The organism is Ruegeria sp. ANG-R, assembly GCF_000813985.1.
GTDB lineage: Bacteria > Pseudomonadota > Alphaproteobacteria > Rhodobacterales > Rhodobacteraceae > Ruegeria.
On sequence record NZ_JWLJ01000001.1, the window covers coordinates 900,878 to 922,989 of the forward strand.

20 protein-coding genes are annotated in these 22,112 nt (G+C 57.7%); 10 read left to right on the forward strand and 10 right to left on the reverse strand.

From position 1 onward, the window contains the following. Positions 1–20: 20 nt before the first annotated feature. The 3 genes from RA27_RS04485 to coaD all read left to right on the forward strand — a co-directional run bounded on the left by RA27_RS04485 (position 21) and on the right by coaD (position 1,996). Positions 21–923, forward strand: a complete 903-nt coding sequence (locus RA27_RS04485; protein ID WP_039535335.1) for a LysR family transcriptional regulator — start codon at positions 21–23, stop codon at positions 921–923. A 61-nt stretch (positions 924–984) separates the two neighbouring features. Continuing rightward, positions 985–1,422, forward strand: coding sequence for a CBS domain-containing protein (locus RA27_RS04490; RefSeq protein ID WP_039535336.1), 438 nt, complete (start codon positions 985–987; stop codon positions 1,420–1,422). A gap of 82 nt (positions 1,423–1,504) precedes the next feature. Continuing rightward, on the forward strand, positions 1,505–1,996 hold the full coding sequence (gene coaD, locus RA27_RS04495) for a pantetheine-phosphate adenylyltransferase (RefSeq protein WP_039535337.1): 492 nt from the start codon (positions 1,505–1,507) through the stop codon (positions 1,994–1,996). Here coaD and gap (RA27_RS04500) read toward each other — a convergent pair. The 3 genes from gap (RA27_RS04500) to gap (RA27_RS04510) form a co-directional block, all read right to left on the reverse strand. Continuing rightward, entirely contained in the window at positions 1,988–2,992 is a 1,005-nt protein-coding gene (gene gap / locus RA27_RS04500; protein WP_039535338.1) for a type I glyceraldehyde-3-phosphate dehydrogenase, read from the reverse strand. The genes coaD and gap (RA27_RS04500) overlap by 9 nt on opposite strands. An 81-nt stretch (positions 2,993–3,073) precedes the next feature. Beyond that, the gene (locus RA27_RS24340) at positions 3,074–3,217 is read right to left on the reverse strand and encodes a hypothetical protein (RefSeq protein ID WP_039535341.1); all 144 of its coding nucleotides are present in this window, start codon (positions 3,215–3,217) and stop codon (positions 3,074–3,076) included. A 74-nt stretch (positions 3,218–3,291) separates the two neighbouring features. After that, positions 3,292–4,293, reverse strand: a complete 1,002-nt coding sequence (gap, locus tag RA27_RS04510; RefSeq protein WP_039535343.1) for a type I glyceraldehyde-3-phosphate dehydrogenase — start codon at positions 4,291–4,293, stop codon at positions 3,292–3,294. 180 nt (positions 4,294–4,473) lie between these two features. Between gap (RA27_RS04510) and RA27_RS04515 the strand changes: the two genes are divergently transcribed. After that, positions 4,474–5,445 carry a DUF808 domain-containing protein gene (locus tag RA27_RS04515; protein ID WP_039535345.1) on the forward strand — a complete coding sequence of 324 codons (972 nt, stop codon included), beginning with the start codon at positions 4,474–4,476 and terminating at the stop codon, positions 5,443–5,445. 482 nt (positions 5,446–5,927) lie between these two features. Here RA27_RS04515 and tkt read toward each other — a convergent pair whose 3' ends face one another. After that, positions 5,928–7,952, reverse strand: a complete 2,025-nt coding sequence (gene tkt, locus RA27_RS04525; protein ID WP_039535347.1) for a transketolase — start codon at positions 7,950–7,952, stop codon at positions 5,928–5,930. Positions 7,953–8,186: 234 nt separating this feature from the next. Here tkt and RA27_RS04530 point away from each other — a divergent pair, with 234 nt between their 5' ends. Genes RA27_RS04530 through RA27_RS04540 form a run of 3 tightly spaced genes read left to right on the forward strand, consistent with a single transcriptional unit; the run spans position 8,187 to position 9,762 of the window. Further along, positions 8,187–9,020, forward strand: coding sequence for a hypothetical protein (locus RA27_RS04530; RefSeq protein WP_039535348.1), 834 nt, complete (start codon positions 8,187–8,189; stop codon positions 9,018–9,020). Next, positions 9,020–9,412 carry a cell division protein ZapA gene (locus tag RA27_RS04535; RefSeq protein WP_039535349.1) on the forward strand — a complete coding sequence of 131 codons (393 nt, stop codon included), beginning with the start codon at positions 9,020–9,022 and terminating at the stop codon, positions 9,410–9,412. Before RA27_RS04530 ends, RA27_RS04535 begins: the two co-directional genes overlap by 1 nt. Continuing rightward, entirely contained in the window at positions 9,412–9,762 is a 351-nt protein-coding gene (locus tag RA27_RS04540) for an MliC family protein (protein WP_039535350.1), read from the forward strand. The genes RA27_RS04535 and RA27_RS04540 overlap by 1 nt, the downstream gene beginning before the upstream one ends. A gap of 1 nt (position 9,763) precedes the next feature. On the opposite strand, the gene grxD is transcribed toward RA27_RS04540, so the two are convergent. The 6 genes from grxD to RA27_RS04570 form a co-directional block, all read right to left on the reverse strand. Further along, positions 9,764–10,126: a Grx4 family monothiol glutaredoxin gene (gene grxD, locus RA27_RS04545; protein ID WP_039535352.1), complete on the reverse strand. Its 363-nt coding sequence runs from the start codon at positions 10,124–10,126 to the stop codon at positions 9,764–9,766. After that, on the reverse strand, positions 10,113–10,403 hold the full coding sequence (locus RA27_RS04550) for a hypothetical protein (RefSeq protein ID WP_039535354.1): 291 nt from the start codon (positions 10,401–10,403) through the stop codon (positions 10,113–10,115). Before RA27_RS04550 ends, grxD begins: the two co-directional genes overlap by 14 nt. Before the next feature lie 143 nt (positions 10,404–10,546). Further along, a complete protein-coding gene (locus RA27_RS04555; RefSeq protein WP_039535357.1) occupies positions 10,547–10,783 on the reverse strand; it encodes a BolA/IbaG family iron-sulfur metabolism protein in 237 nt (78 codons plus the stop codon). A gap of 135 nt (positions 10,784–10,918) precedes the next feature. Continuing rightward, entirely contained in the window at positions 10,919–13,078 is a 2,160-nt protein-coding gene (gene purL, locus RA27_RS04560; RefSeq protein ID WP_039535358.1) for a phosphoribosylformylglycinamidine synthase subunit PurL, read from the reverse strand. Positions 13,079–13,233: 155 nt separating this feature from the next. Beyond that, complete coding sequence (locus tag RA27_RS04565) at positions 13,234–15,480, reverse strand: mechanosensitive ion channel domain-containing protein (protein WP_039536976.1); 2,247 nt, start codon at positions 15,478–15,480, stop codon at positions 13,234–13,236. 269 nt (positions 15,481–15,749) lie between these two features. Beyond that, positions 15,750–16,658, reverse strand: a complete 909-nt coding sequence (locus RA27_RS04570; protein ID WP_039535360.1) for a LysR family transcriptional regulator — start codon at positions 16,656–16,658, stop codon at positions 15,750–15,752. Positions 16,659–16,827: 169 nt separating this feature from the next. Here RA27_RS04570 and RA27_RS04575 point away from each other — a divergent pair, with 169 nt between their 5' ends. The 3 genes from RA27_RS04575 to RA27_RS04585 all read left to right on the forward strand — a co-directional run bounded on the left by RA27_RS04575 (position 16,828) and on the right by RA27_RS04585 (position 22,022). Next, complete coding sequence (locus RA27_RS04575) at positions 16,828–20,247, forward strand: indolepyruvate ferredoxin oxidoreductase family protein (protein WP_039535362.1); 3,420 nt, start codon at positions 16,828–16,830, stop codon at positions 20,245–20,247. Between the two features lie 78 nt (positions 20,248–20,325). Then, positions 20,326–21,204, forward strand: coding sequence for a lysophospholipid acyltransferase family protein (locus RA27_RS04580; RefSeq protein WP_039535364.1), 879 nt, complete (start codon positions 20,326–20,328; stop codon positions 21,202–21,204). 8 nt (positions 21,205–21,212) lie between these two features. Next, positions 21,213–22,022, forward strand: a complete 810-nt coding sequence (locus RA27_RS04585; protein WP_039535366.1) for an aspartate/glutamate racemase family protein — start codon at positions 21,213–21,215, stop codon at positions 22,020–22,022. The last annotated feature ends 90 nt before the right edge of the window (positions 22,023–22,112 follow it).

A 22,112-nucleotide genomic window follows, 5' to 3' on the forward strand; every position in this document is an offset into this window, starting at 1 on the left:
AAAAATGCAAAGGAAAGATCATGACGCCGAATTGGGATGATTTGCGGGTTTTTCTGGCCGTTGCGCGCGACGAAAGCCTTTCGGGGGCTGGGCGGGTTCTCAAGATTGACCCGGCGACTGTCGGACGCAGAATTGCGCGATTGGAAGCGGCTCTGGACGCGGTGTTGTTCACGAAATCACAGCAGGGCTATGTGTTGACGACTGCAGGACAGCGCCTGATGGAGCACGGGCTGCAGGCGGAAGAGGCTATGCGCGCGGCGACAGGTGTCATGTCGGGTTCCGCCAAGTCACTGAGTGGGCAGATCAGAATTGGTGCCCCGGATGGAAGTGCCAATTACCTGTTGCCACAGGTCTGCGCCAAGATCAGCGATGCGAATCCCGATCTCGACATACAGATCTTGGCTTTGCCGCGCATCATCAACCTATCCCGGCGAGAGGCCGACATGGCGGTTACAGTCAGTGCGCCCACCGCAGGGAAACTGCTGGTGCAGAAGATATCCGACTATCGGCTGCATATGGTCGCCACGAAAGAATACTTGAATCGTCACGCCGAAATTCGATCCATCGAGGACCTGAAAGGGCATCGGATGATCGGCTATATCCCGGACATGATATTTGACCGCGAGCTGGACTATCTCAACGACATCGGTGTTGAGCGTGTCGCGCTTGCATCAAACTCGGTTTCCGTTCAACTGCGGCAAGTTTCGCTGGGCACAGGGGTCTGTGTGGCGCATGACTTCACGCTGCCGTTCCATCGAGGATTGCAGAAAATACTGACGGATCAGGTCAGTCTGACCCGGGGGTTCTATCTGGTCCGCCATCAGGGCGATCAGCGCAATGAGCGGTTGAACCGCTTTGCCGAGGCGTTGACGCGCGGAATACGAGACGAAGTAGCGCGGCTGGAAGCCGAAGCTTCACCTTGACACATTCACACATTCCGGCAACGCTTTGGAAAACAGTACGTTATTCCGGAGGTTTTTGCATATGCTCGTTCAGGCCATTCTCAAGTCCAAAGCCGGTAGCGGCGTAGTGACGGTCGAACCAACGGCGTCTGTCTCTCAGGCCGCTGCAATTCTGGCGGAGAAACGGATTGGTACTGTGGTCATTTCCGAGGACGGGGGGCAGACGGCTTCGGGCATTCTGTCCGAACGAGATATTGTGCGAGAGCTTGCTGCGAGTGGCAGCGGCTGTCTGGACAAACCGGTCAGCACCTACATGACCAAGCAGCTTGTGACAGCCAGCCAGCAGGATTCGGTGGAATCTATCCTGTCGCAAATGACTGAAGGCCGGTTTCGCCACATGCCTGTATTGGAAGACGGCAAACTGGTCGGCATCGTAACGCTCGGCGATGCGGTGAAGGCGCAACTCGCTGAACTTGCAATGGAAAAAGACGCGCTAGAAGGCATGATCATGGGCCACTGAACGCGGGAGGTGTTTCAACCTCTTGCACCTGCGGCAAAGTTATGTTTGCTTGCGCAGAAATATTGTTGCGCTGGAGAGCCCTATGCGGGTTGGATTGTATCCCGGTACCTTTGACCCGATCACGATGGGTCATATCGACATTATCCGCCGTGCAGCCGCACTGGTGGATAAGCTGGTAATTGGTGTTGCCATCAACCGAGACAAAGGCCCGCTGTTTTCTTTGGAAGAGCGTGTCGCGATGATTGAGGCCGAGTGTGCTCATCTGACCGAACAGACCGGAACCGAAATCGTAGCGCACCCATTTGAAAACCTGCTGATCGATTGCGCCCGCGATGTTGGGGCGCAAATCATCGTGCGCGGACTGCGTGCGGTCGCGGATTTCGAGTATGAATTCCAGATGGTTGGGATGAACCGCGCGCTGGACGACTCAATTGAGACAGTCTTCCTGATGGCAGAGGCCCGGCATCAGGCGATTGCCTCGAAACTGGTCAAAGAAATCGCCAGGTTGAACGGGGACGTGTCGAAATTCGTCACGCCCCGCGTCAACGAAGCTCTGCGCGAGCGGTTAGGATAGCGCGCCCATCGCAGCAGCCGTATCCAGCATCCGGTTCGAGAAACCCCATTCGTTGTCGTACCACGCAAGGACACGCACCAGCGTGCCGTCGGTTACCTTGGTTTCAGCCAGAGAGACCGTCGAGCTGTGCGAGTCGTGGTTGAAATCGATCGAAATCAGAGGACGATTCTCTGCCGCCAATACTCCGGGAATTTTTGCTGCTGCCTCGACGAAAAGGGCATTCACCTCATCCTCGGTTGTCGGGCGCGATACCTCGGCGACCAGATCGACAACCGAAACGTTCGGAGTAGGCACGCGGATGGCCTGGCCGGTTAGTTTTCCGGCCAGTTGCGGCAACACCAGACCGACGGCTGAGGCCGCACCGGTTGTCGTCGGGATCATCGACAGCGCCGCTGCGCGAGACAGATAAGGGTCCTTTCCAGCGGTGTCATGCACCGGTTGGCTGGCCGTATAGGCGTGTACGGTTGTCATGTTGCCGTGTTTGATACCCAGACCAGCATCCAAAGCCGCAGCGACAGGAGACAGGCAGTTGGTGGTGCAGGACGCGTTCGAGACCACGATGTCATCGGCAGTCAGCTCGTGATCGTTCACGCCGAACACGACGGTCTTTACACCTCCATCGCCACGGGCAGGGGCCGAGATCAGAACTTTCTTTGATCCGTTCTTAAGGTGCCGTTCGGCGGCTTCGCGCGTGCGAAAGACTCCGGTGCACTCGAGCACGATATCCACATCCGACCAGTTCAGCGCCTCGGGGTCGCGTTCGCTGCTTAACCGGATGGGGCCAGCGCCCACATCCAGACCGGCATCGGTCAGCTTAACGGGGTTGGGGTAGCGGCCATGAACGCTGTCGAATTCGAACAGGTGCGCGTTCATTTCCGGCTTTGCCAGATCGTTGATCGCGACGATTTCGACATCGGTGCGTCCGGATTCCATGACGGCCCGCAATACGCCACGTCCGATCCGTCCAAATCCGTTGATTGCCAGCTTGAGTGTCATAATGCGCTCCGTCAGAATTCGGTCGTTAGATGGTTAGCGCTAACAAAGCCAGATTGGTGCGAAAGTCAAGCAAAACCTCAGTCAGCGCCAGAAGGCGAGCCAATCCAGGAATTCGTAGAGTTTCTTTCCCAAGAACAGCAGATCCTCGGTACCGAACAGCGCAACGTCCAGCATCAAGCCGCCCAGGATCAGGATACCAAGCCAGATGGCGATTTGATTTGTCATTAGCTGCGCCCTGAACGAAAATGCCCGCTCAGATAACCTGAGCGGGCATTAAGGTACAAGCGATGTCCGAAGGGTCAGTTAAGACGGCCCATGGCAACGGCCACGTCGGCCATACGCACCGAGAAACCCCACTCATTGTCATACCATGCCAGCACGCGCACCATACGGCTATCGACCACACGGGTCTGATCCGGAGCGAAGATCGAGCTTTCTTCGGTGTGATTGAAATCGGTCGACACCAGCGGTGCAGGCTCATAGCCCAGAACGCGCTGCATCGGGCCCTTGGCGGCCTCTTCCACGATGGCGTTCACCTCTTCGACCGTGACATCGCGCGAGGCACGGAACGACAGGTCAACGGCCGAGACGTTCGGGGTCGGCACACGGATAGCTGAACCATCCAAGCGCCCCTTCAGGTTCGGTAGAACCTCACCCAAGGCCGCGGCTGCACCGGTCGAAGTCGGGATCATCGACATGGCTGCGGCACGGGCGCGGTACAGATCGCTGTGACGACGGTCCAGCGTCGGCTGGTCGCCGGTATAGGCGTGGATCGTAGTCATGATGCCATGCTCGATACCGATACCTTCGTCCAGCACCTTGGCAAGCGGGGCAAGGCAGTTGGTGGTGCAGGAGCCGTTCGACACCATATTGTCGTTTGCGGTCAGGCTGTTGTGGTTCACACCGAACACGATGGTTTTGTCGACATTCTTGCCAGGGGCCGACAGCAGTACTTTGCCTGCGCCACGTTCAAGATGGGTTTTGGCTTTCAGGCCGTCATTGAACTTTCCGGTGCATTCCAGAACGACGTCGCAGCCGTCCCAGTCCAGCTCGTTCATGTCGTAGGTCGAGAACATCTCCATCGGGCCGCGACCCAAATCCATGGTGTTGCCTTCGATGGATACGTCGCGTGGGAAACGACCGTGTATGCTGTCGTATTTCAGCAGGTGCGCCGAGGTTTCCAGCGGGCCGGTGGCATTGACCTTGATCACTTCGATGTCGTTGCGCGCCGATGCGGCGATGTGCGACAGAGTACAGCGGCCGATGCGGCCAAAACCATTGATACCGACCTTGATGGTCATCCGACGTCTCCAAACTGCGCTTGTGTTGCAGGCCATATAGCCGTGAATATTGAATCTCAAAAGGGCAAAAATAGCATATTTTTAAGGTGTTAGCGCAAACCTTTGCCGGTTGCGCTAACGCTTGCGCTAAGGGTTGGATCAGGTAGTGTCGGCGACAGCGGATAAACAAGAGGTTGCGCGATGAGTGGTCTGTTGGCCCTGTTGGATGATGTGGCAGGCATTGCAAAGGTTGCAGCGTCATCGGTGGACGATGTCGTGGCGGCGGCTGGTAAGGCCGGGGCCAAGACTGCCGGAGTAATCATCGACGACGCGGCAGTGACCCCCAAATACGTGCAGGGATTCGCTCCGGCGCGGGAACTGCCGATCATCTGGCGTATCGCGCGCGGGTCGGTTTTCAACAAGATTGTGCTGCTGTTGCCGGTGGCGTTGCTATTGGCGAATTTTGCGCCGTGGCTGATTACGCCTTTGCTGATGATAGGTGGCTCGTATCTCTGTTTTGAGGGGGCCGAGAAAATCTTTCATGTCCTGTTCCCGCATGGCAGCCATGTCATCGAAGAGGATATGAAAACCCGCGATCCGGGGCATCTGGAAGAACAGAAGGTCAGGGGTGCGATCAAGACCGATTTCATCCTGTCCGCGGAGATCATGACAATTGCGTTGGCGGCGATCGAAGCCCCCAACCTCTGGATGCAGGCGGCAACGCTTGCCGTGGTCGGGCTTGGAGTGACTCTTGCCGTTTACGGCTCGGTCGCGCTGATTGTGAAGATGGACGATGTGGGTTTGTATCTGGCGCAGAACGCCCCGACTCCCATAGGACGCGGACTTGGGCGAGGTCTGGTCAAAGCCATGCCGGGCGTGATGAAGACTCTTTCGATTGTCGGAACCGCTGCAATGCTCTGGGTCGGAGGATCGATCATCATCCACGGGCTGGAGGTTCTGGGCTTCGGCTGGCTGGGTCATCATATTCATGACTGGGCTTACGCTGTTGGACATGCTGTACCTGCCCAATGGGAAAAAGTTACCGAGTGGATCGCCAAAGCAACGATGGATGGGGTGTTTGGTTTGGCTTGGGGGTTTGTGTTGATCCCGTTGGTGACGAAAGTGATTGCGCCGATGATCGGGAAGTCTTCAAGTAAACCCAAAGCTCACTGAATCGAAGGTGTGAAGTGACGGATCTAAGTCATTTACCGGCCTTTCGACCGGTTCAATTCCGAGCTCGGTTTAAGTTGAGGGGGCTCGCTGCCAAACGCAAAGCAACGGCATTGGCTGCTATGAACATCGGCGCGGAACAAATGCCGTTTGAGCCGAACGCACTGTATCGGGTTCTGCATTTTCGGATCGACACGGCGGACAAAGCTGCCGAACGTGCCAAATGGGCAGGCGGGCGAATGTTCAATCTGCTCACGGGGCAGTCCGCGCACTTCGTTCCGCTTTATGGAACGCATGTGCGGCAAGTTTTGTCTTGGGCCGGGCAAAAGGTACCCGGAGGGATTGCGCCAGCGGAACGGTACGAACTGCGATTGGACTTTGCGAAATTGGCATATAAGGCGTTAAGGGCGAAATTGGAGCAGCCAAAATAGGAAAGGGCGGCCGAGAAAGCCGCCCTTTGTATCTCTTATTGTTGAGCCGAGTGTTTACAGCCCCAGAAGTTCCTTGACCTTGGCGACGGTCGCTTCCGCAGTAATACCAAAGTGCTTGTAGAGTTCACCGGCCGGGGCCGAGGCCCCGAAGCTCGACATGCCGATGAAGCCGGCTTTGGCTTCGCGGCCGCGCTCTCCCAGCAGCCAGCGGTCCCAGCCTCCGGCGCGGACGGCGGCTTCGATGCCGACGCGAACAGCACCGGCAGGAAGCACGCGCTTGCGATAGGCCTCATCTTGCTCCGCAAACAACTCCATGCAGGGCATGGAGACGACGCGGGTGCCGATGCCTTCGGCCTCAAGCATTGCTTTGGCCTCCATCGCCAGCGAGACTTCGGAGCCGGTAGCGATCAGAATGGCCTGCCGTTTCCCCTCGGCGTCAGCCAGAACATAGGCGCCCTGAGCGGTCAGGTTTTTACCCTTGTGCTGGGTCCGCACAGTTGGAACGCCCTGACGAGTCAGGGACAAGACAGATGGGCTTTGCTTGAAGGTCAGTGCCAGTTCCCATGCTTCAGCCGTTTCCACCGAGTCTGCGGGGCGGAAGACATACGTGTTAGGTGTCGCGCGTGAAATCGCCAGATGCTCGACCGGCTGGTGGGTCGGACCGTCTTCGCCCAAACCGATCGAGTCGTGTGTCATCACGAAGACCGATGGCACTTTCATCAGCGCCGCCAGACGCATGGAGGGGCGAGCATAGTCAGTGAAGGCCATGAATGTGCCGCCATAGGGGCGGATGCCACCATGCAGCGCCATGCCATTCATGGCAGCGGCCATACCGTGTTCGCGGATACCGTAGTGGATGTAACGACCCTTGCGGTTCTCCGGAAGGAACACACCCATATCAGCCGATTTCGTATTATTCGAACCCGTCAGATCAGCGGAACCGCCAACGGTCTCGGTCATAATCGGGTTCACGACATTCAGGACCTTCTCGGACGAGGCGCGGGTGGCCAGTTTGGGTTGGTCTTCCGATATCTGTTTTTTGAACGCCCGGATGGCTCCGGCCAGTTTCTTGGGGGCTTCAAACGCGTAGGCGCGGTTGAATTCGGCCTGCTTGCGCTCGGACAGCTGGGCGAAGCGTTCCTCCCAGGCTGCCCGCTCGGCTGCACCACGGGCGCCGATGGCCTGCCATGCGGATTTCACGTTGGCCGGAATTTCGAACGCATCATGCGGCCAGCCATAACCTTCCTTGGCGGCCTTGAGCTGATCCTGATCGGTCAGCGCACCGTGGCCTTTGGATGTGTCCTGCGCCGCATGACCGAGAGCGATATGGCTTTCACAGGCGATCATGGTCGGCTTGTTGGATTTCTTCGCCTGCACGATGGCAGCGTCGATGGCTTTGGGATCGTGGCCGTCGATTTCGATCACATGCCAGCCTGAGGCCGCGAAACGGCGCACCTGATCGGTGCGATCGGCAATATCGACAGTGCCGTCGATGGTGATGTTGTTGTTGTCCCAGAACACGATCAGCTTGCTCAGTTCGTGACGACCGGCCAGAGTGATCGCCTCTTGGCTGACGCCTTCCATAAGGCAACCGTCGCCCGCGATCACATAGGTATAGTGATCAACGACCTTCTTGCCGTAATGCGCGCGCTGGATTTCTTCGGCCATGGCAAAGCCGACAGCGTTTGAAATGCCCTGACCCAGAGGGCCGGTGGTCGTTTCGACACCATCAACCAGAAAGTTCTCGGGATGGCCGGCGGTTTTGGCGCCGAGTTGGCGGAAATTCTTGATCTCCTCCAAAGTCACGTCGGCGTGTCCGGTGAGATACAGCAGCGAATACACCAGCATCGAGCCATGGCCCGCCGACAGGATGAACCGATCGCGGTCCGGCCAGTTCGGGGCTGTGGCATCAAATTTCAGGTGTTTCTCGAACAAAACGGTCGCGACATCGGCCATGCCCATCGGCATACCGGAATGGCCGGAATTGGCAGCGGCGACGGCGTCGAGGGTCAGGGTGCGGATGGCCGCAGCCTTGTCCCAGTGTTCGGGGTTGGCATTGCGCAGCGCAGTCAGGTCCACGGGCGTAGTTCCTTTGGGTTACGGGCAGATGGGCGCTGAATACCATCCGCTTGCCAAAGTGCAAGCAGAACCGGGTGTTGCGCCGATTTGCTGCTTCAACAGCGTTGTGCAAGTGTTTGAAACCAAACAGTGGGTATTTTCCGTCACATTCCGTTAGACTGGGGCCGAGAGCCGCCGCTTTTGATTCGGACAGGCGTACAGCAGAATGAACCTTGGTAAAGAGGTGACACAGGCATGAGTCAGATCGAAGAACTACAACGCCGTATCATAACAGCGATGGAGCGGATCGGCAGCGGTGTCGACGCCCTGCGGGATTCTGGACCTGCATCTGGCGGTGATACGGCGTTACGCTCGGCGCTTGAAGAAGAGCGGGTGGCCAATGCCCAGCTGGAAGAACGGCTGAAAACGATCAAAGAGAGACACGCGCAAGAGATCGACGCATTGCGGGCGCAATCGGCACCGGATGGTGAGGCGGAAACGCTGCGTGCGCAATTGGCAGAGGCGACCTCGCAACTGGCAACGGTTGAAGCCGCACGCGCGGAACTGGCGGATGCCAAGGCGGCGCTTGAAAACAGTGACGAAGTTGCTGCGCTCAAAGCCGAAATTGAAACTCTGCAATCCTATCGAAATGCCGCGGGTGAAGCCGAGGCGTTGCGCGCTGAGGTAGAGCAGCTGACACCGATTGCCGGTCGTGTTGGAGAGATGGAGGCGGAACTCTCTCGCCTGCGCGGGGAACTGGCCGACAGTGAGCGGCTGACTGAACTCAGTGCTGAGCTTGAGATGTTGCGCGCCGAGCGCGCCAGTCATGGTGCTGCCATGTCACGTCTGGATGATGATCTGCAGCGGTTGCGCAATGCGAATGAGCAGCTTCGGAGCGCTGTCGATGAATTGCGGGCAGCTGCGGAAGACGGTGTTGCTGACGCAGATTTGCTGAACCGGGCAACGGCTGCCGAATTGGAGGCGACACGCGCCGCGCGGGCCTCGGACGCTGCCGAAGCACATGCGGTGCTGGCTCGGCTGGAGCCTTTGCTGACCCATGCCAACCTGGCTGAAGGAGAGGTGGAATAATGCCCGAAGTAACCATTCATATCGGCGGACGGGGTTTTGATGTCTCGTGCCAGGAGGGTGAAGAGCCGTTTCTGCAGGCTGCTGCCAAATTACTGGATGACGAGGCACAGGTTTTGTCCGACCAGATCGGGCGGATGCCGGAAGCGCGGATGCTGTTGATGGCGGGGCTGATGCTGGCGGACAAAGCTGCAGCCCACGAAGATCGCGTGAAACTGGCGGAAGCCAAACTGATTGAAACCGAGGCCGAGTTGAAACGGTTGCGCAATCAACCTCAGCCAGAGCCTGAACGGATCGAGGTTGCAGTGGTGCCGCCCTCGGTCACGGATACGCTGGCAGAAATGGCGGCCCGGGCTGAAGCGCTGGCTGCGGTGATCGAAGAGAGGACAGGCTGATGCAAATCGCCCGCACCGCTGTTTACGCGATCGTCGTTTCCATGTGCGGCACGGCGGCGCTGGCTGAAATCGATATCCTGTCCGTGACGTTCAGCTGTGAGAACAACACTCGGGTACCAGTATCGTATTTCAACGCCTCCGATGGTTCCGGGGCCGCGGCCATGCTGCTTGAGGATCAGTTAATCGCCATGAAGCAGGTCCAGAGCGGCTCGGGCATTCGCTATGAATCTGTCGGCGGGGCAGGGACGTATATGCTGCGCTCCAAGGGATGGGAAGCCACGATCAGCCATCAGGCCGACGGTAGCACAGCCCCGGAACGCGTATTGTTCAGGGACTGTGTCGGCAAGTAGCTTATGCGTTCGCTTCGCGGATTTTATCGGCTGCGTCTTTGTTGTAACCGACATCGTTCTCATCAAACAATGTGTCCAGCTCGCCCGACAGAGTCATCTCGGTGATGATATCGCAGCCGCCGACGAATTCACCTTTGACATAAAGCTGAGGAACTGTCGGCCAGTCGGAATAGTCCTTGATACCCTGACGAACCGCTTCATCCGCCAGAACGTTCACGTCGGTATATTCGACACCCATATAGTTCAGAACGCCGGCCACGCGGGATGAAAACCCGCACTGGGGCATCTCTTTGGTGCCCTTCATATACAGCACCACATCGTTGGCTTTGACGGTTTCGTCGATCTGGGTTTTAACGTCGCTCATCTTGCTTGTCCTTTTCATCCGCCTCTGTGGCGGTCGTTTTATCGTTGGGCAGATCAGGTGCCCATCCTTCTTTTTCAAGCCGTCGGTGTTCTGCTTGTGCCAAGGTCACCGGGTCAAGTCCGTAGCGTTCAATCCCCCCAACCTTGCTCAGCTTATCAGGGTCGGGGCGCATATCCGACAGTTTTCGTTTTCTGTGGCGTTTGACATAGGCTTCGATCAGTGCTGCGGCAACTATCAAAGCTGCGATCACGCATATGATCCAGAAGGTCAGGTTCAATGCCAATCCTCTTAGCGATAAAATTGATAGTCGCGGCGGCGTTTCTGCCTTGTGACTCTCCAATATCGAGGACCATGCTTGACGAACCCCACGATATCATCGCACCAAGCAAACGCAGACAGAATATCCATCAGTGCCGACATTTACTCTGGCACTTTCGTCGTCAACGCCAGCGCGTGTAGCTCCCCATCCGGGCCGTCCATCTTGCCTTTCAGGGCTGCATAGACTGCGCGCTGCTGCTGTACCCGGTTTTTGCCGCGAAAGCTCTCGTCTACGATCATGGCTGACATATGTACGCCGTCCTGACCGCCGACCTGAATTTCCGCGTCGGGAAAGGCTTCGCGCAGCAGGTGTTCGATTTCGTGGGCGCTCATCGGCATGTAGGTTACTCCTAAAGGTCTTTCCCAAGATGTAGATCGCCTGACCAAAGCGTGCAAGGGCACAAGGGGGCGCCACAACGACGAAACCTGCGCCCGGTTGGGACGCAGGCTTGGAACATGCCAGACGCTGTGTGATCAGGCGACCGCTTCGGCAAAGCTGCCTCGGTAGGTTTCGGTCAATTCTTCCAGCGGGGCTTCGGAGTTTCCAATCTTGACGGTGTCGCCGGTGAACCGACCGACCGAGACCAATGGAACACCGGCCTGGCCTGCGGCGATCATCAGCGCCTCGGCCTGATCGAAATTGCAGGCCACGAGATAGCGAGCCTGATCTTCGCCGAACAGGAACTCGGTCGAGGCGTCGTCCAGACAAACGCCTACGCCTGCCGCCTCGGCAAGTTCAAACGCCGCCAGTGCGAGACCACCATCGCTGAGATCGGTACAGGCCTTGATCATCTCGCGATTGGCGCGGATGAATTCGCCATTGCGCGCCTCGGCGTCCAGATCGACATGTGGCGCGTCACCGTCTTCGCGATTGAACACTTCGACCAGCAGGGCGGACTGTCCCAGATGACCCTTGGTTTCGCCGATGACCAGCGCCACATGGCCATCCCGAACCTCGTTTCCGATGATCTCGTCGCTGTGGGAGAGAAGACCAACCGCGCCGATGGTCGGGGTTGGCAGGATCGCCTGACCATCCGTCTCATTATAAAGCGAGACGTTGCCCGAAACGATCGGCATATCCAACGCCCCCACTGCTGCGCCGATGCCCTGGATCGCGCCGACGAACTGTCCCATGATCTCGGGCTTTTCGGGATTGCCGAAATTCAGGTTGTCGGTTGTGGCGAGTGGCTTGGCCCCAACAGCGGTCAGGTTGCGGTAGGCTTCGGCGACTGCCTGTTTACCGCCCTCGACCGGATTGGCACGGACATAACGAGGGGTTACGTCGCTGGTGAAGGCCAGCACCTTGTCGGTATCGTGAACGCGGACCATTCCTGCGCCCAGTCCCGGAGTGCGCGCCGAATCCGCCATCACCATCGTGTCGTATTGTTCATACACCCACTGCTTGCCCGCGTAGTTGGGGGATGAGAGCAGGGCGCGCAAACCGTCGATCGGGTCGATCTGGGGTATGTCGGCCAACTCTCCCGCGTCCGGGGTTGGTTCCCATGGGCGGTCGTATTCCGGCGCCGTCGACGACAGTTTGGAGAGGACGAGGTCCGCTTTGACTTCGCCATTGTGCATGATCAGGAAGCGGTCTTCGGCAATCGTTTCGCCAACGATGGCAAAATCCAGATCCCATTTCTCGAATACCGCGCGGGCTTCAGCCTCAAGCTCGGGCTTGAGGACCATCAGCATCCGCTCCTGGGACTCTGACAGCATCATCTCATACGCGGTCATGTTCTCTTCGCGCTGGGGGACGTTTTCAAGATCGAGACGAACACCAAGCCCACCTTTGTCGCCCATTTCAACGGCCGAGCAAGTCAGGCCCGCAGCGCCCATATCCTGAATGGAGATAACCGCGCCGGTCTGCATCAGCTCCAGCGTCGCCTCCATCAGGCGTTTTTCGGTGAAGGGGTCGCCAACCTGAACGGTGGGGCGCTTTTCTTCGATGGTGTCATCGAATTCGGCCGATGCCATAGTCGCGCCACCCACACCGTCACGACCAGTTTTTGCGCCCAGATAAACGACGGGCATTCCAACGCCAGAGGCGGCCGAGTAGAAAATCTTGTCACTGTCAGCCAGACCCGCGGCAAACGCGTTCACAAGGCAGTTGCCATTGTAGGCGGGGTGAAAACGAACCTCGCCACCTACGCAGGGTACGCCGAAGCAGTTGCCGTAGCCACCGATGCCTTCGACGACGCCATTCACCAGTTGTCGCGTCTTGTGGTGGCCGGGTTCGCCGAAGGACAGCGCATTCATCGAGGCAATTGGACGCGCGCCCATTGTGAAAACGTCGCGCAGAATGCCGCCAACACCCGTCGCCGCGCCTTGGTAGGGTTCGATGTACGAGGGGTGGTTGTGGCTTTCCATCTTGAAGACGACCGCCTGACCGTCGCCGATATCCACCACGCCCGCATTCTCGCCGGGGCCGCAAATGACCTGAGGGCCGGAGGTCGGCAGCGTACGCAGCCATTTCTTGGACGACTTATAGGAACAATGCTCGTTCCACATCGCTGAGAAGATGCCAAGTTCAGTAAAAGTCGGCTCGCGCCCGATGATCTCGAGGATCATGTCGTATTCTTCGGGCTTGAGCCCATGTGCGGCGATCAGATCGGGTGTGATAGCGGGCTCTTGCATCGTCTGTCCTTGTCCAAGGGTGGCCGAGATTGCGCGCCTTTTAGGGCAAGGGCGCGCCCGTGGGAAGGGTCAAGTCAGCGCAGGCTTAAACTGCCAAAGAAAAAACGGGCCCGGCGAGAGTGCCGGACCCGTTAATCATGTTGCTGACCAAAAGGTCAGGCCGGGGCTTCCCCCTTGTTGATCGAGTCTGCCGCGGCCGCTCCGACAGCTGCTTTTTGTTCTTCTGTCAGGTTCTCGGCTTCTTCCAGTCCGGGGATGGCGACACGAACCTCGCGGCGGGCAAAGTCGATGCCGTTGGCGTTGAACTCGGCCTTCACGCGATTGAAGATTTCCTTGCGAAGCGTGAATTGCTTGCCGGGCTTGGCCATAAACTTGCCTCGGATGATCATGCCGACGTCATCAAAGTCGAACACGCCCTGAGATTTGAAGGGCTGCAGGAAGCCATCCTTGTGGGTCTCGTCCTGCATCATCTCGGCACCGATCTTTTTGAAGATCTTCTTGACCTTGTTCGGATCGGTATCGAAAGGCACGGTGAATTTCAGCTTCATGATCACCCAGTCGCGGCTGAAATTGGTCAGTTTTTGAATTTCGCCGTAAGGAATTGTGTGCACCGGACCGCGGTGGTGGCGCAGTTGCATTGAGCGGATCGAGATTTTCTCGACCGTACCCATCGTCCCGCCGACATCGACATACTCGCCGACGCGGAAGGCATCGTCGATCAGGAAGAAGATGCCGCCGACGATATCGGCCACCAGTTTCTGGGCGCCAAAGCCGATGGCCAGACCCAGAACACCGGCGCCGGCCAGAAGCGGGGTGATATTGATGCCGAGCGCGCTCAACGCCAGCAGTCCGAATATCACCGAGATGGTGATCTGTGCGGTGATCCGCAGCAGGGGCAGAACGGTCGCCAGGCGCGAACCGCCGGCACCGCCGCCTTCACCCCCGGCCTCTTCATCCAGTTCCTCGGCTGCGGTTTGCTCTTTCGCGAGGCGGCGGTTGATCCAAAGCGAGACGATCTCATTCAGAATGTAGCCGACGGCGATGATCAGCAGGAACTCGATAACCGCGCCACCCACATCCGTGCCTATTCCGGCAGATGCCACATTGCGCAGGTCGAGATGCCAGGCACGGGAGATCATGAATACGACGACGACGCCTGCCACCACCCGGCCGATCCGAATATAGCTGCGCTTGGCTGATCGGTAGGCGCGTTCAGCCAGGGGCCCTTCACCCGACATCGGCGGTTGCAGGTGCCGCACCAGACCGCGAATTAACGTGTCGAGCGCAGGCGCGATCAACAGCCAGAACATGGTGGTGAAATGTGCCCCGCTTCCAAGTACGCGTAGGATTGCCGGGTTGCGCTGTGCGACCAGGAACTCGACCAAAAACCAGATAACGACCGACACGCCAATGGCAAAATAGGGGTAAAGACGTGCGACTTCTTCATCGAATTTGGTGTGATCCGGGTCGGTGCCCAGCATCATCTGCGAAAGCCCTTCGCGCGCCGTCCACGCGATAACACCGATATAGACATGGATTGCGGCGTTTAACCAAAAGCCGATGCGCGTTTCGCTGCCGGTAACCCCATTCAGGTTGTTGAAGCGGATAACGAACAGTGTGAAACCGATCAGGATCAGCAGTCCAATCAAGTTACGATGGAGATATTTGGCCCAGTGGTCGTCAATATTCACCAGACGGAATTGCGGTTTTTGCGGCGCGAGAACAAAGCGTGACGCAGCCGCGCCCAAACGAGGAATCCAGATCAGGTAGAATACAAACGGGGCTGCATAGGTGATCTGTTCCGGTGTCAGTAGTCCACGGCCAACCGCCCTTATGACAACGTAGAACACGATAAGTCCCGCAATCTCACGGCAGAAGCGTCGGAACAGGAATTGTACGGCGCCCCAAAGGTCGGCCTCTTCTCCGACTTCGGTGGTCTTGACCCAGCGGCGGGTCAGAATGCCAAACAGTTTTTCCGCCACGTAGCCGACGATCAGCACCGAAAGCACCAACCCAAACAGCGTGAGAACACCTGGTTCTGCAAACTTATCCGCGAAATTGCCGAAGGCGGTAACCTGTGCGCTGATGATATTGGGAACCGTCGTTAGAACCTCAGTCCAGGACGCTACCATTTCCGTCCAGATCTCGTTGATTTCTGTCAGCGGGTCCTCATGTCCTTCCTTTTGCGCGGCTTGTTTTTTTGCAACCGCATCAAGTCGCTCCAGCAGGATCGAGCGAACCTGATCATCGGACATGCGCGCGACCAGACCATCGACCTGTTCAGGGGTCAGATCTTCGGGGATCGTGACGGTGGAAGTTGCGCTTGTGTGTTGCGCATACAGCGGTACCGCCATGAACACGACAGCGACCATCGCCAACAACAGGCGGAATGAGTGGAACATGGATTTGCCCTCGAACACGAAATTTGATTGTTTTTCCGGGATCATAGGCCCGGGTGTTCGATTTTCCCAGTGCTTTCCACTGAATTGCATCAGCTTAGCGCAAAAAAAAGGCCGAGCACTAAGCTCGGCCGTAGTCCAACAGGGAGGTATGAAGATGATGAGCGTTGCAGCATCACCGCCTTCGAGTGCTCATTTAGGGGGCAGTTTCTTAACGATCAAGGTTTATCAGCAGATACCGTTGTCATGCCCGTTATGCTCTGGGCGCATGGCTATAGTTTGCCCAACTGTCTTAGCTGCTTTCGATGGGCGATGATCTCATCCTGCACAAAGTCACGGAACGCCGCTATCCGTTTGGAATGACGCAACTCTTCGGGATAGGCCAGGTACACAGGAACATCTGCGCTTTCGATATCGGACATGATGGGAACCAGATCGGGAAAGTCCTCGGTCACATAGTCTGGCAGAACCCCGATCCCAAGATCGTGAAGGACGCCCTGAAGAACTCCGAAATAGTTGTTTACGGTCAGCAATGAGCCGGGATTGTAGGTCATCAGATGCCGAACCATTGACGCACTTGCCCCAACCTGAGGGGCAGAGGGCGTCTGGCAGATCAACCTGTGCTTTGCGATATCTTCCAGTGTTTCCGGCGCCCCGCCGTTGGTATCGAGATAGCTTCGCGTCGCATAGAGCAACATCTGCACGGTCATCAGGCGTTTGCGCACCAGATCGGCCTGGCTGGGCTCTTTCATGCGGATGGCGACATCCGCTTCGCGCATGGGCAGGTCAAGAACCCGCTCCTCAAGCATCAGGTCGATATTGAGGTCGGGATATTGCTCGTACAGTTTGGGCAGGCGCGGGGCCAGCCACAATGTACCAAATCCGAAGGTTGTGGTGACGCGCAGAACGCCGAAAACCTCATCCTCACTGTCACGGATGCGCGCGGCGGCCGCATCCAGACGTTTCGACATGGCCGAGGTGGCATCGAACAGCAATTCACCCTGTTCGGTCAGAATCAGACCACGTGCGTGACGGTGGAACAGGGTCGCATCCAATGATTCTTCGAGCGCGCGGATTTGGCGGCTCACGGCGGATTGAGACAGATTCAGCTTGTCTCCTGCATGTGTGAGGCTGCCCGCATCCGCAACCGCGTGAAATATTCTGAGCTTATCCCAATCCATCGCCGCAACTTTCGTTATCCTTGGGCAGCCCTATATGAAACACGTAACAAATTCCACAATCAAACGGGGAAATCGTTACGATAAAGGAGAAAATTGCTATACAGGTCAGCAATTATGACCTAAAATGAACACAAATGCAGCACACTAATCCGACGAGGGGAGACGTCAGATGAGTCAGCCGAAAATCACTTTGAATGATCGGTTCGATCTTTCCAAAAGCCCGGTCCTTTTGAATGGGACGCAGGCGTTGGTGCGCTTGATGCTGATGCAGAAAGAGCGCGATCGTGCAGCCGGGCTGAATACGGCGGGGCTGGTCACGGGGTATCGCGGCTCACCCCTTGGGGCCGTAGACCTTCAGATGTCGCGCGCCGAAAAGCAACTGGCTGCAAGCGACGTGACCTTTCAGTATGGTCTGAACGAAGACCTTGCAGCCACCGCGCTTTGGGGCAGCCAGCAAGCTGGATTGCGCGGCGACGGCAAATTCGATGGCGTGTTTGGTCTTTGGTATGGGAAAGGTCCTGGCGTTGACCGGTCGGGAGATGTCATGCGCCATGCCAATATGGCGGGCACCGCGCAACATGGCGGGGTGCTGATGGCCATGGGCGATGACCACACCGGCGAAAGTTCGACGGTGCTGCACCAATCAGAATGGTCACTGGTCGATATGTACATGCCAGTCGTCAGTCCTGCCGGTGTGCAGGAGATTTTGGACTACGGCATATATGGTTTCGCGCTCAGCCGCTTTGCGGGGGTCTGGGTCGGCCTGAAGACGATGAAAGACACAATCGAGGTGACCTCGGTTGTGGATGGCCGGCCGGACCGAATGCCAGTTAAGATCCCCATGTTTGACATGCCCAAGGGCGGTTTGAATATTCGGCTAGGCGACACGCCGCATCTGCAAGAGGCGCGTGTGATTGATTATAAACGCTTTGCGGCCGAAACTTTTTCTCACGCCAACAAACTGGACAAGCGAATTTGGGGCAAGCCAGGTGCAAAGATCGGGTTTGTTGCAGCGGGTAAGAACTGGCTTGATCTGGCGCACGCGATGTCGCTGTTGAACATCGATGCGGGCGAGGCCGAGCGGCTTGGAATTACCACCTATAAGATCGGCCAGACATTTCCTTTGGATATGAAAGGCTTTCACGACTGGGCCGAAGGGCTGGACCTGATCGTGATTGTCGAGGAAAAGCGAAAGCTGATCGAGGTTCAGGTCAAAGAGGCGATCTTTGACGATCGGCGCGGGCGTCGCGTGTACGGCTGGTACAAGGGCGGGGCAGGGACGCTGCACCGCGAAGAATTGTTCCCGACCCGGGGGGCGCTCGACCCGATCATGATCGCCGAGAAGCTGGGGCAGATCCTGATAGAGGAGGGCCATGACACGGACGGTGTGCGTGCGGGCCTTGCCAGACTTGATGAGGCGCGACGGGCCGACAACGCGCAGGAAATCGCGGCTCGATTGCCGTATTTCTGTTCGGGCTGCCCGCATAACAGCTCGACGAAACTGCCAGATGGCAGCCGTGCTTATGCCGGAATCGGCTGTCACTACATGGTGCAATGGATGGATCGCGAGACCACCGGATTCACGCAGATGGGCGGTGAGGGTGCGAACTGGGTTGGTGAGGCTCCATTCTCGACCACCAAGCACGTGTTTCAGAACCTCGGGGACGGAACCTATAACCACTCGGGCGTTCAGGCCATCCGCGCCGCACTGGCGGCGGGTACCAACATCACATTCAAGATTCTGTTCAATGATGCGGTCGCCATGACTGGCGGACAGGAGAATGAGGGCGGGTTGAGTGCCGAACGGATCGTGGCTGAAGTCAAGGCGATGGGCGTCAGGGATGTCGCGGTTGTTTATGACGAAAAAGAAGATGTGAATTTCGGTGCCATGCCCGCCGATATCGAGACCTTTGAGCGGGCAGACCTGATGCGCGTTCAGGAAAAGTTCCGTGATATCGAGGGGGTATCGGTCATTGTTTATATCCAGACCTGTGCAGCGGAAAAGCGCAGGCGGCGCAAGCGGGGCTCGTTCCCGGACCCGGACAAACGTGTGTTTATCAATACCGATATCTGCGAAGGGTGCGGCGATTGCGGTGTCCAGTCGAACTGTGTCTCAATCGTTCCGAAGGAAACGGAACTGGGACGGAAACGGGCGATTGATCAGTCGAGCTGCAACAAGGATTTCTCGTGCCTGAACGGGTTTTGCCCGTCGTTCATTACCGTCGAAGGTGCACAGGTTCGCAAAGAGGCGACCACCGATATCGACCTGCCGGACCTGCCCGAGCCGGATCTGCCACAAATCGATGGCACCCATAATGTGGTCATCACGGGTGTCGGCGGTACCGGTGTTGTCACGATCGGAGCCGTCCTTGCACAGGCCGCTCAGATCGACGGCAAGGGTGCCGGAATGATGGAGATGGCGGGTTTGGCGCAAAAGGGGGGCGCGGTGCATATCAATTGTCGCATCGCGAATAAACCCGAGGATATAAGCGCCATTCGCGTGGCCACCGGGGAAGCACATGCGTTGATCGGGGGCGATCTGGTTGTGTCGGCTGGGGCAAAGACCCTGGGTCTGACACGGGCGGGTCAGACCGGAGCCGTTGTGAACAGTCATGAGATCGTCACCGGCGATTTCACCCGCGATACCGATTTTCAGATTCCAAGCGACCGCCTTGAACTGGCGCTGCGGGCGCGTCTGAAGGATGCGGTTGATCTGTTTGACGCCACCGATCTGGCACGCGCGGTGATGGGGGATTCGATCTACTCCAACATGATGGTCTTCGGTGCCACCTGGCAACGTGGGTTGTTACCAATTCGACATCAGGCGATTATGGAGGCCATCGAACTGAACGGCGCGGCTGTTGAACGCAACAAACGCGCTTTTGAGGTAGGTCGCTGGGCGGTGACACATCCCGAAGAAGTTGCAAAGATTCTGCACCTCAACGTCGCGGAATTACCGAAGACTCTTGATCAGGTGATCGACTTCCGTGCCGCGCATCTAACCGATTACCAAGGCAAGCGCCTGGCGAAGCGCTATCGCAAGCTGGTCGATGGTGTTGAAGACAACAAGGTTCGCGAGGCGGTTGCCAAAGGCTATCATAAGCTTTTGTCTTACAAGGACGAATACGAAGTCGCCCGGCTGTTGCTCGACAGCCGTCAGAAGGCTGCGGCCGAGTTTGACGGTGACTTCAGGATGACCTTCCACCTTGCGCCTCCGGCTCTGGGCTCGAAAGGCGTGAATGGCCGCCCGACCAAGAAGGCCTTTGGTGAATGGTTCCTGGGGCCGCTGAAATTGCTCGCGAAACTGAAGGTCCTGCGCGGCACACCTTTGGATGTGTTCGGCTATACTGCGGAACGCAAGATGGAACGCGCCCTGATCCGCCAGTACGAAAAGGACATGAAAGAGGTCCTGCCCAAGCTGACGTCAGAAACCAGCCAAGCGATCGCGGCTCTTGCGGCCTTGCCTTTGGGCATTCGTGGATTTGGACCGGTTCTGGTCGCCAATGAAGCCAAGGCCGCGAAACGGCGTGAGGAATTGCTGGCTGTCATCCGCGATGGCGGGCCCGAGATGAAGGCTGCGGCAGAGTGAAGCTTTACAAGCCTGTCACGAAATCTATGCAAAATGGTTACCCGGCCTTATTTAGAAGGCAGCAAACCGGAGTAGCCAATGCCGTCGCGCCATCACGTCGCCCGTGACATTTCCTACGCCCATTCCGCCGAAACGCGGAGTGGGCGGATGGTGATCAAGCTGATGGAAAATACGACTGGTCGCCTGCGTCTGATCCGCCGCGCGGACGGGTATGAGCAGGAAGTGGCGCAGGGTCGTGATTTCTGGTCCGTGATGGTGGATCGCTATGGCCTGTCGTTGGACGTGGTTGGTGGTGCACTGTCGAACATCCCGAAAGATGGACCGCTGATTCTGATCGCGAACCACCCCTACGGCATTCTGGATGGGCTGATGATGGGTCATATCCTGTCTCAGACGCGCGGCGATTTTCGTATTCTCGCCAATCATGTCTTCCGCAAATCCGACGACCTTAACCGTATCGTCCTGCCAATCTCGTTCGATGCCACCAAAGAGGCGATGAGGCTGAATCTTGAGACCCGCAAGACCGCTCTGAACTATCTGAGCGACGGCGGCGCGATCGGGATATTTCCGGGTGGGACAGTAAGCACGGCAGCGAAACCATTCTCGTACCCGATGGACCCCGGTTGGCGCGGGTTTACCGCTCGGATGGTTGCGAAATCGAATGCGACCGTGGTGCCGGTGTTCTTCGATGGACATACCTCTCGCTTGTTCCAGATCGCCAGCCACCTGCACAACACGTTGCGTATGGGACTGCTGATCAAAGAGTTCAGGAAACGGGTTGATACGTCTGTCGGAGTCGTCGTCGGTGAACCGATCGGGCGCGACATTCTGGACCCACTTGGCAAGGATACGCGCAAGATGATGGATTTCCTGCGCAAAGCCACGTATGAGCTGTCTCCGACTCCGCTGAAGTCTTATGACTATGGCTATGAATTCGAGGAACGGCATCGCGCCTGAAGGGGCAAATGGCAGTAGGTATCTTTGATTCCGGATTGGGCGGTCTGACCGTCCTGAACGCCGCGCAGAAACGTCTGCCCGACGTGGATTTTCTGTACTATGCGGACAGCGCACACGCGCCTTATGGCGTCCGTGATGCCGAGGATATTTATAATCTGACCCGCGCCGCCGTGCAGGATTTGTGGGCGCGGGGGTGCAATCTGGTGATTCTGGCTTGCAACACCGCCAGTGCTGCGGCCCTGCGCCGGATGCAGGAAGCCGGCGTGCCCGAGGGCAAGCGGGTTCTGGGCGTCTTTGTCCCGTTGATTGAGGCGCTGACCGAGCGGCAGTGGGGCGACAATTCTCCACCGCGTGAGGTTGAGGTGCAGCATGTTGCGTTGTTCGCGACACCTGCGACCGTGTCCAGCCGGGCCTTTCAACGGGAACTGGCGTTTCGTGCCATCGGTGTCGATGTCGAGGCGCAGGCCTGTGGCGGCGTTGTAGACGCCATCGAAGAGGGCGACATGATTCTGGCCGAGGCTCTGGTGCGCAGCCATGTGGAGGCCCTGACTCGCAAGATGCCAGAGCCACAGGCGGCCATATTGGGCTGTACGCACTATCCGCTGATGGCCGACACGTTCCAGCAGGCGCTTGGCCCGGACGTCAAAGTCTATAGTCAGGGCGATCTGGTTGCGGAGAGCTTGGCAGATTATCTGCGACGCCACCCGACTATGCTGGGCGAAGGCTCGGGCGGGCACCTGACGACTGGCAAACCGGGTGTGGTGACGGATCGCGCGACACAATTCCTCCGACGACAAATCACCTTTGAAGCCGCCTGACCTAGGTCAAGGACGGCGCTTTTCCGATTTCGTAATTCGTTGACCGTCGCATCGGCGGTCACCCCATGTGACACATGAATGAAAGAGGTC

Bases quoted from the DNA above. Each gene is read 5' to 3' on its own strand.
- RA27_RS04485 (WP_039535335.1), top strand. From the start codon at position 21: ATGACGCCGAATTGGGATGATTTGCGGGTTTTTCTGGCCGTTGCGCGC.
- RA27_RS04490 (WP_039535336.1), top strand. From the start codon at position 985: ATGCTCGTTCAGGCCATTCTCAAGTCCAAAGCCGGTAGCGGCGTAGTG.
- coaD (WP_039535337.1), top strand. From the start codon at position 1,505: ATGCGGGTTGGATTGTATCCCGGTACCTTTGACCCGATCACGATGGGT.
- gap (WP_039535338.1), bottom strand. From the start codon at position 2,992: ATGACACTCAAGCTGGCAATCAACGGATTTGGACGGATCGGACGTGGC.
- RA27_RS24340 (WP_039535341.1), bottom strand. From the start codon at position 3,217: ATGACAAATCAAATCGCCATCTGGCTTGGTATCCTGATCCTGGGCGGC.
- gap (WP_039535343.1), bottom strand. From the start codon at position 4,293: ATGACCATCAAGGTCGGTATCAATGGTTTTGGCCGCATCGGCCGCTGT.
- RA27_RS04515 (WP_039535345.1), top strand. From the start codon at position 4,474: ATGAGTGGTCTGTTGGCCCTGTTGGATGATGTGGCAGGCATTGCAAAG.
- RA27_RS04530 (WP_039535348.1), top strand. From the start codon at position 8,187: ATGAGTCAGATCGAAGAACTACAACGCCGTATCATAACAGCGATGGAG.
- RA27_RS04535 (WP_039535349.1), top strand. From the start codon at position 9,020: ATGCCCGAAGTAACCATTCATATCGGCGGACGGGGTTTTGATGTCTCG.
- RA27_RS04540 (WP_039535350.1), top strand. From the start codon at position 9,412: ATGCAAATCGCCCGCACCGCTGTTTACGCGATCGTCGTTTCCATGTGC.
- grxD (WP_039535352.1), bottom strand. From the start codon at position 10,126: ATGAGCGACGTTAAAACCCAGATCGACGAAACCGTCAAAGCCAACGAT.
- RA27_RS04555 (WP_039535357.1), bottom strand. From the start codon at position 10,783: ATGCCGATGAGCGCCCACGAAATCGAACACCTGCTGCGCGAAGCCTTT.
- purL (WP_039535358.1), bottom strand. From the start codon at position 13,078: ATGCAAGAGCCCGCTATCACACCCGATCTGATCGCCGCACATGGGCTC.
- RA27_RS04565 (WP_039536976.1), bottom strand. From the start codon at position 15,480: ATGTTCCACTCATTCCGCCTGTTGTTGGCGATGGTCGCTGTCGTGTTC.
- RA27_RS04570 (WP_039535360.1), bottom strand. From the start codon at position 16,658: ATGGATTGGGATAAGCTCAGAATATTTCACGCGGTTGCGGATGCGGGC.
- RA27_RS04575 (WP_039535362.1), top strand. From the start codon at position 16,828: ATGAGTCAGCCGAAAATCACTTTGAATGATCGGTTCGATCTTTCCAAA.
- RA27_RS04580 (WP_039535364.1), top strand. From the start codon at position 20,326: ATGCCGTCGCGCCATCACGTCGCCCGTGACATTTCCTACGCCCATTCC.
- RA27_RS04585 (WP_039535366.1), top strand. From the start codon at position 21,213: ATGGCAGTAGGTATCTTTGATTCCGGATTGGGCGGTCTGACCGTCCTG.